General features: G+C 44.3%; 10 protein-coding genes. 2 read left to right on the top strand and 8 right to left on the bottom strand.

Annotated elements, in window-relative coordinates; all coding sequences use genetic code 11:
- Positions 1-35: 35 nt before the first annotated feature.
- The 8 genes from FSB84_RS26970 to FSB84_RS26935 form a co-directional block, all read right to left on the bottom strand.
- Positions 36-1,148 carry an ABC transporter permease gene (locus FSB84_RS26970; protein ID WP_147122382.1) on the bottom strand — a complete coding sequence of 371 codons (1,113 nt, stop codon included), beginning with the start codon at positions 1,146-1,148 and terminating at the stop codon, positions 36-38.
- Positions 1,149-1,159: 11 nt separating this feature from the next.
- A complete protein-coding gene (locus FSB84_RS26965; protein WP_130540942.1) occupies positions 1,160-2,080 on the bottom strand; it encodes an ABC transporter ATP-binding protein in 921 nt (306 codons plus the stop codon).
- Between the two features lie 102 nt (positions 2,081-2,182).
- Complete coding sequence (locus tag FSB84_RS26960; protein WP_130540941.1) at positions 2,183-2,860, bottom strand: RNA polymerase sigma factor; 678 nt, start codon at positions 2,858-2,860, stop codon at positions 2,183-2,185.
- Between the two features lie 27 nt (positions 2,861-2,887).
- Entirely contained in the window at positions 2,888-3,859 is a 972-nt protein-coding gene (locus FSB84_RS26955) for a hypothetical protein (RefSeq protein WP_130540940.1), read from the bottom strand.
- Positions 3,860-3,891: 32 nt separating this feature from the next.
- A complete protein-coding gene (locus FSB84_RS26950; protein WP_158644145.1) occupies positions 3,892-5,403 on the bottom strand; it encodes a RagB/SusD family nutrient uptake outer membrane protein in 1,512 nt (503 codons plus the stop codon).
- Positions 5,404-5,413: 10 nt separating this feature from the next.
- Positions 5,414-9,130 (bottom strand): SusC/RagA family TonB-linked outer membrane protein, encoded by a 3,717-nt coding sequence (locus FSB84_RS26945; protein WP_158644144.1) that lies wholly within the window; start codon positions 9,128-9,130, stop codon positions 5,414-5,416.
- 193 nt (positions 9,131-9,323) lie between these two features.
- Positions 9,324-10,490: a FecR family protein gene (locus tag FSB84_RS26940; RefSeq protein WP_130540937.1), complete on the bottom strand. Its 1,167-nt coding sequence runs from the start codon at positions 10,488-10,490 to the stop codon at positions 9,324-9,326.
- Between the two features lie 63 nt (positions 10,491-10,553).
- Positions 10,554-11,141, bottom strand: a complete 588-nt coding sequence (locus FSB84_RS26935; protein WP_158644143.1) for an RNA polymerase sigma factor — start codon at positions 11,139-11,141, stop codon at positions 10,554-10,556.
- A gap of 332 nt (positions 11,142-11,473) precedes the next feature.
- Here FSB84_RS26935 and FSB84_RS26930 point away from each other — a divergent pair, with 332 nt between their 5' ends.
- On the top strand, positions 11,474-12,265 hold the full coding sequence (locus tag FSB84_RS26930; RefSeq protein WP_130540935.1) for an SDR family oxidoreductase: 792 nt from the start codon (positions 11,474-11,476) through the stop codon (positions 12,263-12,265).
- 67 nt (positions 12,266-12,332) lie between these two features.
- Positions 12,333-12,734, top strand: coding sequence for a GlcG/HbpS family heme-binding protein (locus tag FSB84_RS26925; protein ID WP_130540934.1), 402 nt, complete (start codon positions 12,333-12,335; stop codon positions 12,732-12,734).
- The last annotated feature ends 4 nt before the right edge of the window (positions 12,735-12,738 follow it).

The raw sequence follows: 12,738 nt of genomic DNA, 5'->3' as shown, positions 1-12,738 counted from the left end.
CGGCATTCGTTTAAAGTAGGCGCTATCTCCATCCTTCACATCATAATACAATTCATAATTGAATTTGATATTGGGCTTGAAGCGGATATATTGGTCCAGAAATTCCAGATATACTTGTTCCGCTGGCCTGGCCGGGTTTTCATAAAGCCAGGTCCTAAGTCCAACAGGTTAGTATACAGGGTAACCTCCAGGGGTTCATCCTGCATGTTTTTCAGGATGTTCTGTGTTTTTGCTGTGATCGTATTTGCCTGCTCCCTGGTGCCATCCCAGTAACCGATATATCCAGGTCTTGAAGTCAGATAACCCACTACCATAACCGAAAGGAATACTGCCAGGTATCTGCCTGCCTTTTTTGTTTTTGATACCAGCTCTCTTCCATGTAATAAACTCAGGTAACTAAACGTAACGAAGGTATACGTAACAAGCACGTAATACATAATATCCCTGGTGGTGACCAGGCCACTCAGCATGCGTTGAGCCCTGCCTTCGATACTCAGGAACCAGGTAAGATCGCGTATGAAATCATATTCCTGCCATAATCCTCCAATCCTTTGCAGCGTAAACAGCAGGATAAATGTAGCGATGGCTGCAACGATCTGATAGCTGGTGATGCTGCTCATGAACATGCCGATGGCCGTATAAGTACATACTACCAGATAAAAAGCAATGATCCCTGCAAACAAATGACCGATATCGATATTCTTGATACTGAAAGCACCGATGATCATGAAAAGAGCCATGATAAACATCAGCATCATATTGTATGCCATCACCGCCAGGTATTTACCCCATACGATCTGATTGAGTTTTACAGGGGAAGAATAAAGCAGCTTCACAGTACCGCTATTGAACTCCCGGTTGATCAATCCCATTGTCAGCAAAGGAATGAACAGGTAGAGATTACTGAATATATTGCCCACAAATCCATTCTTATGCTGACCCATGAAGATGGATTTGGTAAGTGATCCAAATCCCTCGAAAGAGGGGGTGGTCCGCAACAACGAGTCTTGAAAATTTGCTAACTGTACCAGGCTGGTTGAGTAGAAGACAGCACAAATGACCAGGAAGATCAGTGTCAGGAACCAGGCCACCGGTGAGAAAAATAAATTCCAGAGTTCAGTTCTGGCAATTTTGATGATCATTTTCATCCGAATATTTTTTATTGAATGGTTTGGGTGGATAGTTGTTTGAAGATATCGTCGAGCTGACCTTTTTCGAGATTTATTTCCCGTATGCGCCAGTCATTTTGTACACCGGCTACTATGATCCTTTCGGTGATGTCTTCTTCTCCGTCGAAAAACATACGTGCCTCTCTTTCGCTCAGGTATTCGGCTTTGTTAATGCCTTTTATCTGTTCCAATTCATTTACCGGTGGTGGATTGGCGAATCGTACCAATACACTTTGAGGCTGCATATAATTATTGAAAGCATCCATCGAATCGGAAAATATTATCCTGCCCGCTTCGATCATGATCACTTCCCGGCAGAGCAAATGGATCTCAGACAGGATATGCGAGGAAAGCAATACTGTTCTTTCCTGGGCGATCTCCCTGATCAGTTTACGGGCTTCGATCAGTTGATTGGGATCGAGACCATTGGTAGGTTCATCCATCACCACCAGTTTGGGTTTATGGATGATGGCCTGGGATATTCCCACTCGCTGGCGATAGCCACCAGAAAGATTTTTGATGAGTCTTTTGCTGAAATGCGTTATACCCGTTCTTTCTTTCGCTTCTGCAACTGCAGCTTTTACCTTGCGGTTCTCCACCTGCCGTAACTCGGCTGCAAAAGTCAGGTATTCATCCACTGTGAGATCGGGATATACCGGCGGGTTCTGCGGAAGGAATCCAATGAATTGTTTGGCAAGCTCTGGTTGCTTCCTGATATCGGCGCCATTGATGAATACATTGCCTTCGGTTTGGTTGAGCGCACCACAAATGATATTCATAGTAGTGGACTTACCGGCTCCATTGGAACCCAATAAACCAATGATCCCATTATCGGCGATCTCCATATTAATATCGCGAATGGCCCAGGAATTGCCATAACGGTGGGAGAGTTTTTCTGTTTTTAGAATCATGCATCTGTATTTATTGATATTTAATGAAAGGGCATAGCAGTGCCGGATCTATACAAGTATTTTTTTGATAGATCATTGTAAGCCCGTCTGGTGACTGACTGATTATTGTTTGAGTAAAATTGTAGTTACCTGTGTAGTTTCATTCAGCGATACACTGCTTGTTATATATAATTCTCTGAGCTCATCTTTTGTATTACTTCCTTTTGAAAAAATATTGTTACAAACGAAAAGCATGGAAATGATAACAATACAGGTCAGGTGTTCTTTCATGAATTGCATGGCGCGTTGTAAATGCACTTTCACTGTATTGGGGGATAGCTGCAGGCAGGCGGCAATTTCCTCCCTTCGCATTCCTATATTCTTACTGAGATGTAATACGATCTTCTGTTGAGAAGGAAGTTGTTTAAAGGTCTCATTCAACAAAATTCTTTTCTCTTTTATGAGGAGGTACTCTTCCACATCGAAGTGCGAAGTGGTTTCCCCTTCTCTCAATATGTTGTGTATGCGAATCTGTATATTCTTTTGCTTTACATATTTAGCTGAGAGATTAGTGACCACTTTTATCAGCCAGCCTACCGGGTTTCCGGGGATGATCCTTGCCTGCTGCTTCCATAATACAAGGAATGCTTCCTGCACGATATCTTCCGCCACCTGTTTATTTTTTGTGATCTGCCAGGCAGTGTACTGAAGATGAGGGGTCCAGTTCTTTACTATCTTTGTATACTGGTTTTCTTCAGTCTCTTTCGTTACCAGTTTTTGCCAGGTTTGAAGCGTTATCATATGGTATCTGTTCAGGCTTTGACTGTATTAACCGGGGAGCCGGAATCCGGCTTTTGGGGCAATCTCCCTGATGATATTTAATTTTTTAAGCATGATCTCACTACCAGGATAGTTAGCGGCGAATTGTTCCGGCGTATAATAAAATGCTGCAGTGAGAAAAGCCCTGAGATCATCTGCTTCCCCGGGAGGGCCTACGGGATTCGGCAGCCCCAGCATAACCGCATAACCATTTATGAAATATCGCACAAATCCCAGGGCCGTGTTAGCTGGCGGATCGATCCCGTGAATAAAAAAAGGACTACCTGAATAAATATCAAGCGGTGTAAACGCTTTTGCAGCAACTCTTGATATGCTGAAGAAATCCCTGTTCAGGATCTCATTTGCTGTTTTTCTCAGCCGTTTTTCTGCTATCCCGGCAAGCAGCGATGCTGCAAACATTCTTCTTTCATCTGCATGCATTGCTTCCACATCTTTTACTGAAATAGCTACCGTATTGAACCCATGCCATGCAGTCCAGCCATCTGCCAGGTCTATGACCTGATCCGAGAGGTTAGTCCAAATGGAATCTACCAGAAAGAAACTTGGTACCAACAGGTCATTGGGCAAACGAGGCAGTAGTTCCTCTTCCAGCAGATGCAGCAAAGGCGGAATCCTGCCTTTGTTTGAAACAGGCTTGAAAGAAATGTATTGATTACTGAAGAGGGTATAGGATAAAGAGAGCTTTATATAGGAATACCGCGGCAGACCTGCGCTGTCGCTGATGCGTTTCCTGTGAATAGTATCATTGTAGAAACTGGCAATGCCGGTGCTGTTATAAAATTCATAGATAGCGTGATCAACCGGATCATTGGGATTATCTTTTACAACGAAATAGTTTTCGTCCTGATCACTGGCGGTAAGTGCATTTTCTTTACGACAGCTTACTACAGACAGCAATGATGCAATCAGGCAGCAGGTGACCATTAATGTTGATGGTATTTGCAGCGTATATTGTTTCATGTTATGAGGAGTTGGGATGAATGATGGAAATTTTATTGCTTACGCTGACGATCGGGCCTTGGCTCGTTAGTAAGCAACCCATTGTTGAACTCGATCTCATCCTGAGGAATGGGTACAATATAGGCAGCAGCATCCTGTTGATAAGGTCCCAGTTCATAATATCCGTAGTCCACATGATCAGTACCGGTAAAAGTATATGTGCGATGCCTGATCGATTTACTGTACGGATATTTCGTGTTCACACCATAGCGGCGAAGATCGAACCAGCGATGTGTTTCAAAACAAAGTTCCCTTCTCCGCTCTTCCCGGATCTCGTTCATGAGGGTTGCTCCTGCTGCAATAACGGGTGTAAGCTCATCTGGTTTGAATCGTTTCTTTCTCAATTCCTGTAATGTATTTCGTGCTTCCTCAAAGCGATCGAGCGCAGCAAGCGCTTCCGCTTTGTTCAGGTATATCTCGGATAGCCGAACGAGGAATATGGCGGAAACATCATCATTCGTTCCGTTAATCGCTTTCCGCTTTTTCCCCAGTTTCAGGTATCCTTTACTGGTAGGGATAAAGAATACTTCCCGGCGAAGGTCGTTTTGGGAATAAATGCCGGCGAGATCATCCGAGATCCTGTAGAATGCTACCGGAGGAGCCTCAGTGCCCAGAAACATGACAGTTGGAAAGGGATCTCTGCTCATGGTAAAAACTACCTCGCTTGCATTTCGTGTGAGAAAATCGTTTCCTGCAATATGATTGTTCAGGTTAACAATTTGATATCGATTGTTGCTGATCACTTTATCAGCATAAAGTATTGCCTTCTCATAGTTTTCCATGAAGAGATATACCCTGCTGAGCAAAGCCTGCACAGCCGGCTGATTTACGCGGATAGTAGAAGATGTATTGGCGCCGGACAGTTCCTGTTCAGCAGCCAGCAGGTCGGCAATGATCAGTTCATATACCTGTTTGGCGCTGCTGCGGGAAGCAAACTGGTCTTTAATGGCAGGGTCTGTTTTCAATGGAATACCAAAATCAGTGGCCGCAGTAGATGGCTTATAAGGCTTTCCATAAATATTCATCATGATGAAGTAATAGAAGGCCCGCAGGAAATGAGCTTCCCCTGATATCCTGTTCAACTCGACAGCGGGTTCCCCCTTATCTCTCAATACTGATACAGAATGAAGGATCAGATTGATACTGGCGATTTTTCGATATGGATCGCTATAAAAATAATCAGTGGTTGTAATGGTGCCATCGTTATCCATGGCGGGGTTTGCCAGCCAATAATAAAATCCGGTCCCTTTACCCTGCAGGCCATTGGCATTATTACTTCCGGGCTTTCCCATTTCTACATCATCATCCATTGTAAAGAACATTTCAGGCAGGGCATAGCCGAGCTTGAAATATACTTCACCCACCAGTAGTTCGTCAAGATCGTTTGTTGTTTCAATAAAGCTGTTGTTCTGGGAATAAGAAGCCAGGAATTTTTTGCAGGATATGCCACTGATGGATAATATGCAAATCACGTAAGTAAGTATCCTGCTGTTGGTTGAATACATGATCTTGTTTTTAGAAATTAAGATTGAAGTTGATAGCATATACCGGCCTGATTGAAAGGTTGATATTGGGCGCAGATCCTGATTGTGATGGATCCTGCCCGTGCAGCGCTTTATTGGCGATAGTAAAGAGGTTGGAACCTGTCAGTTGTACCGTAGCGCCTTTGATATGCCATTGGCTGCATATTTCACGCGGTAGCATATAGCTTAATGACAGGTATTGAAGTTTCAGGTAGTCTCCTTTTACTACACGCAGATCGGAGAAATCGTACATCTGGTAATAATCAGTTGCAAAAATTGTATTAAGCCTTACAGGTAAACCGCTGCCCCACCAGCCATATTGATATGGCTGGTTGTTGGACGATGCTCCATTGATGGCCGGGATATTGGTGAACTGCTCATCACCCGGATAACGCCATCTGTTTACGAACTCTTTGCGAATATTTTGTTGGGAGCTCGGTCTGAATGTTCCATAATTGCCCGACGCGATCTGAAGTAAACGGACTTTATTACCAAGACTATAGGTGAGTGTAAAACTGAGCGACCAGTTCCGGTACACAAAACTGTTACTGATCCCTCCCTGCAATACTGGTTCTCTTCTTCCTGATTCAACCATTACTGCATTGTAGACCTGATCCTTTGTCATTTTATTGTATTTGGTAAGCAGCGCTGCCGCGTTTTCATTTTCTGCGCCATAAAATACAGGGAAACCATAGGATGGGTCCAGTGTTTTAAAACGGTAAGAATAGAAAGTGTTTACAGCTTTTCCATTGATAGGCACACTGCCATTCAGGAAATTTGCATAAGTGAGGGCAGCCTCGTCAACCAGTACATTCCGGGATTTCAGATTATTGTTGATAAGCCGGTTGAACACCTGTCCAAGCTGTGGATCGAACCGCCACAGGAATCCATTTTTATTCCCTGTTCTCTTATTATTGATGACTTTAAAATGCAGGTCAATTTCCACGCCCTGGTTCTCCACAGTTCCACCATTTACCACGTAAGACCTTACCCCATTCATTAATGAAACTTTTTTCTCCAGGAAGGCATTATTGGTTTTGCTATAGAAATAGCCGAGGGAGCCACTGATCCTGCCTTGCAATATCGAAAACTCGATATTGCCATTGTAGTCAAGTTTCTTTTCCCAGCTTAGGTCCGGATTGGAAAATGAAACAATACTGGAGCCAAAAGCTTCATAATAACTGTCGAGCGTTCCCTTTTGTATGACTGCGTTGGGAGATTGACCGGGCAGCATATTCCCCTGTGTTCCATATGAAAATTTCAGCGCCGCAAAGTCTACCCATGATAGTTTTCGCAGGAGGTCTTCCTGCAGATTCCATCTGCCGGACAATGCCCAGGTGGGCAGGAATTTTTCATTGCTCCTGGAGCCAAAAGCATTCGAGTACTCCTGGCTGGTAGTAGCAGTAATTACGTAACGTTCATTGAATATGTAGGTGGAAGTAAGAAATGTCCTGATTGAATTTTGAAGTTCGTTCCTGATGATGCCGGCTCCATTTTGCTGCAGCCATGTGGCAAAACTGGTATAGGTAGTCAGGTCTATATTGGCAAAGCTCTGCCCGCGGTCCGGATAGTATCCCCTGCTGATATGATCGAATGAATTGTTCCGGTTTGAGATCAGCTCTGTTCCTATGGCCGAGGTCAATTGATGTTTTTTTTGACGGTCGAGGAATTTGCTGATATCGAGCCGGCCATTGATCGTATAGTTTTGTCTTCTTACCGTTTGCTGGCGAAGCTCGCCACCGAAAGGGAGCAAGTTCCGTCTGGGCTGAAAAGTACCTTGAATGGGAGAGTAAGAGGGATTCCTGATCTTTGCGGCCCATTCTGTTTTTTCTTCAAACCAGGTTTCATGATCGGCGTTTCCACCTGTGTAAGCCAGGGTGGAATTGAATTGAATGCCTTTTGAAATTTCGTAGCTCAGGTTTGCACTGGCAATATATTCATTGGTCCTGACTGTTTCTCCGGTATGATCCATTTCATTGATGATATTCATCGTTTTGAAATCATAGAAGGTATTCGAGAAATTGGATCCGACCGTTGAATAATAATACAAGGAACCATCTTCGTTGTACAATGGAATGGCGCGGCTGGTTCCGTAAGCATAATTGAGCAGGCCGATTTCCTGAGGTGTATACCTGCGTTTCCCCTGGTTCAACTGGACAATAAGATCAGCTCTGAATTTTTTGTAATTGAGCAGAAGGTTCATGGAGCTGGTATATCGATCATTACTTTCTTTTTTGATCACTCCCGGCTCGGTATTATAGCCGATGGATGCACGGTAGGAAGCAGAATGGGTTCCGCCGGAAACACTGAGCGTGTGATTGCTGGCAAACACATCCCGCATCGTATTGCCCATCCAGTCTGTGTTGATTGTTTCTGCCCTGTCTACCCTTTGTTTGAAAGTAGCATAATCTATGTTGCCATCGTAATAATCAAGGATGGCTTTCTCGTAAGCTTCAATGCCACTGCCCCGGAGGAGCATTTGTTTTTCGATCATTTCCCTCGATACATCCACACGCTCGCGGGAGTCCATCATATATATCGATCTGTCTGAGTACCGGGGTCTTCGTGTGAAGGTTCCTGTTACATTATAGTTGACAGTCGGCGGTCCTGGCTTTCCTCTCTTGGTGGTGATCACGATCACGCCATTGGCGGCCCTTACGCCATACAATGCTGCTGCTGTTGCATCTTTCAATACATCGATCTGATCAATGTCGTAAGGATTCAATCCGGAAATGGCATTGCCCAGTAAGTTTACGAAATCCGGATCATTGATCCTGTCTGCAGGAATGGGAATAGGATTGGTGCGGATGATCCCGTCCACCACCCAGAGAGGTTCCCTTGATCCGAGTATGGTGGAAGTGCCCCTGATGCGCAGTTTGGGAGCAGCGCCCGATTGCCCTGAGTTTTGCATGAAAGTAAGTCCGGGTACCCGTCCTTCCAGCATCTTATCAACAGTGTTCAGTCCTGGCTGCATCACTGAATCCATTTTTAAGGAAGTAACGGAACCCGTCAGGTATTTCTGTTTGATCTTTTGGTAGCCATTGTAGATCACGGCTTCATCCAGCACGGCGCTGGCGCGTATCAATTTGATGGATACATTTTGTTTGCCGGCACGCAGTAACTGACTGTTGTCTTCTGCACTACCTGGTTGTTGATTGCGGGCCGGACGATCAACTGGCACCACACGGAACAGATCGCCATTAAGCCGCATGGCAATAGGCTGGAATCCGACAGCGGAGATATCCAGTACATCTCCCTCATTCACTTCCAGGGAAAATTGCCCGTCCGCACCGGAGGTAGTGCCTTTCCGGGTTCCCCTGATGCGTATGCTCACATCGGCGAGTGGCTGGTTGTTAGCATCTATGATACGGCCACTTACAGGTGGCGCGGATTTTTCCTTTGGCGGAGCAGGATCTTTTTTCAGTTTGATGGAAATCGTATTCCCTTCAATCGAAAATTCCAGTGGGCCGTCATCCAATACTTTTTTCAGAAAAACTTCCATGGGCATTTGCCTGGCTTCTATTGTTACAGGCTTTGCCTGCTCAATCTGTTTTTTGCTGGCAAATACCAAATAGCCCGTTTGTTTTTCAATCACTGAAATAATGGTGGCAAGACTCGCTTCCTTTCCGGAATAAGTGATCGTTTGTGATACAGCTGAGGCGCTTACCTGCAAACAACCCAGCAGTAAAAGAATGGCAGTAATTTTCATACCCCTGAGCATTTTGGTTAAAAAGCCTCCAGGCCGCCCTGGTGAGGCAGATCGATAAAAACACATAACTTAGTTGCAGTTTTGGGTTTTGAAGAAAAATTGTTACACGCAGTTTGAACCAATCCCGGAATCTTGAAAGGCAGTATCCCCACTGCCTTTCTTTTTGCAGGATAGTAATGATCGCAGGATAAGGTTATCGTGAAACGTGAAGGGTTTTGCCTTCGAGTCTGAAATGAGCACCGGCGCCTTCCATCGTTTTCAGCACCTGGTTAAGTGTAAGGTTTCTTCCGATCTTCCCAATAAAGGTTTCATCAACAGGTTCGTCATAAACTACCTGGACATTGTACCAACGGCTCAATTGCCGCATGGCATCCTGAACGGAAACATTGTTGAAATCAAAAATGCCGTTCTTCCAGGCTATGTCCTGATCGGTATTGGTGGCAAATACTTTCCCGTTGCTATAAGCCTCGCCGGGCTTCAGTATTCGGTCATTCACTTTGATAGATCCCTCCATGAGAGAGGATTTGACCACTTTTTCATCGGCATAGGCATTGATATTGAATCGGGTACCCAATACCGTTATTTTATCTTTGCTTGTTTCCACAATGAAAGGTTGCCTGGCATCAGCGACAACTTCAAAATAGGCTTCCCCGGTAATTTTAACTGTCCGTGTATTTGTGGTGAATGCAACGGGGTAGGTGATAGAAGATGCTGCATTGAGGAACACTATGGTTCCGTCAGGCAGTACAAGTTGATATTGGCCTCCATTGGGCGTAGACATGGTATTGTACCTGATGTCTTCAGTGGACCTGCCATTGTGCGTAACGGAATAGCTTACACGTCCCGCAGTATCTTTCCTGATCTCGGTATTTCCCTGGCTGGCAAGTTTGCCATTGGTTACGCTGTCGAGCAAAATGCTGGACCCGTCTGAAAGGGTCAGGGTGGCTATCCGGGTTCCCGGGGGAATATCTTTTGTATCACTTTGCTGCGCTTCGGTGATCACTTGTTTATCTGCATTTGGTTGCGGCCACCAGAACCAGGCACCCGTTGCAATCAGCACCATCGCTGCGGCAAAACGGACCCAGTAGGGAATGAGCCTTTTTCTGTTGTTGAGAGTGACCACCGCGGCCTGAGCCCGGGAGCGGTCCCAGATCTGTTCTGCATTGGGATTATTCCAACCTTTCAGGTTTGTTTTTACCCAATTTTCATCCAGTATTTCATCGATGGCTTTATTGTTGGATGGCGAAGCCGCCAGCCATCCGGCCAGCAATTGCTCCTCTGCTGGAGTTAACGGCTGGTCTGACCACTTTTTGAATAGTACTGCCAATAGCTCATCACTGAATACAAGATCGTTCTGCATATCACTAAAACGATCTTCCCGTTCTTTCGCTACAGAAAAACGATTAATTTTTTAAGATATTTATCAGGACGACTGCCAGAGTAAGGCAAGCAGAAGAGTGGAGTCCCACAAATCCTTTTTGCGTAAAGCGGCCCGGAGCTGAACCAGCGCGCGGGATTTCTCCACGCGTACATGGGATTCGGTCATTTGCATTTTCACTGAGATCTCGGTGGTGGACAATTCCTCTATAAAGCTCCATTCCAGGATCTGCCTGGCACGTTCAGGTAATGAATGGATCTCCATATATATCAGCTGGAGTAATTCACCCTGGTACATTTTTGCTTCAATCCCACTATCAGTAAGGGGATTGGGAAGATGCGCTGCTGCTACTACTTTCTGGTGTTTCAGGTAATCCAGGCATTGGTTCCGGACGGTAGTGTAGAGGAAGGACCGGATCCCTGCAGCTGTAGAAAAGTCCTTATGTCTTTGCCAGAGTTTGTAGTAAGCAATACTTACAATGTCTTCAGCCTCCATGCGGCTGCCAATCAGTTTCTGAGCAAAGAAACAAAGGGGATTGAGATAGGTGTCAAAAACCTGCCGGAATGCATTTTCTTCGCCCTGGGCAAAGCGCTCCGGAAACTGTGGATCATTATAAAAAGCTGCACTAATCAATAGAAGCGGTAGTTTGGGCCAAATCAGAGTTTATTGTTGGGTAGGATAGGGTTTGATTGTAACGATGGTAAAATTAAGGTTATTATGGATAGAATGGAAAGATGAAGAGCGGTACAGGGTAATTATTATTGGGGCGCTTTTTTCCAGTGCGGCAACGCCGCTGACAGTGAAAGACAGGCAGTGGTGCCAGTGTTTGCCTGAAAAAACAATTTGAACTATTAAGTTCATCATTATGAACTGACCTTTCTGCCAATAAATATTTGAACTTACCAGCAATAAAAAACAATTCCAGTTAGCTCAACTTTGTATTAAACATTTAAATCAATACAATAATGAGCAAAACAATTTTGATTACAGGAGCAGCAAGCGGTTTTGGAAAAATTGCTGCATTCGATTTGGCGAAAAAAGGCTACAAGGTAATCGCAACAGCCGAAGTGTATCCTCAAATGAGTGATTTGATTCGTGAGGCTAAAGAATCAGGTATTGAATTAATGGCAGATAAATTGGATGTAACGGATTCCCGTGATATTGAATACATCGTCAGCAAATACGATATCGATATTCTTATCAGTAATGCAGGAATTATGGAAGGTGGTCCGATTGCTGAGCAACCTTTAGATTTGATACGTTATATGTTTGACGTGAATGTTTTTGGTGGACTGCAATTATCACAAGGTTTTATCAAAAAATGGGTAGGCCAGAAAAAATCAGCGAAAATAGTGTTCACTACTTCAATGGGTGGCCTTTGGACGGTTCCTTATGTGGCGGCTTATTGTGCTTCAAAACACGCTATGGAATCCATTGCCGAAGGTTTGAAAACTGAATTGGCACAATTTAATATCAAAATCGCTACCTGTAATCCCGGTGTTTTTGGTACAGGATTCAACGACCGTGGCGTGGACTCTATTTTCCGCTGGTATAACCCCGGAAAGAACTTTACGCCACCAACAGCTTTTGACGGTGCTGCGGAATCACTGAACAACCAATTAGACCCACAATCAATGGCAGAGACAATTGTAAATGTAGCGTTGGATGATAATTCAAATTTCAGAAACGTGCATCCGAAAGAAACAGAAGACTTCATAAAACAATTGCAGGCAGAAGCCTGGACAGTAAAAAGTTAAATCATCTCCACGAAAGCACAGGCTGGAATCTGTGCTTTCTACTCATTCAACAATAAGCAAAACAATTATGAATATAAATTTCAATGAAGCATCTAAAGCATTGAATGCTTCGATAGAGAAAGCAAAATCCTTAAACATTCCTGTAAGTATTGCTGTAGTTGATACAGGTGGACATTTGATGGCATTTGCAAGATTAGACAGTGTATATGGCGTAATTGATTTTGCAGTAAAGAAAGCAAAAACAGCTGTAATGTTTGGTGTGAATAGCGAGATTATGGGTACGATCATTTCAGGTGCGGGCTTTCACGGTTACGGAATGCTTAATTCCAACGGTGGGCTTTTGACTATTCCCGGAGGTACTGTGATAAAAAATGCAAATGGAAACATCATAGGTGCGATAGGTTCTTCAGGTGGAAGTGTTGAACAGGATAAAGAAATTGCAGAAGCCGGGGCCAGGATATTTGCTTAATTTT

It is taken from the genome of Pseudobacter ginsenosidimutans, from assembly GCF_007970185.1.
GTDB lineage: Bacteria > Bacteroidota > Bacteroidia > Chitinophagales > Chitinophagaceae > Pseudobacter > Pseudobacter ginsenosidimutans.
Note: the sequence above shows the minus strand (reverse complement) of the source record. Positions and strands in the feature narration are given on the sequence as shown.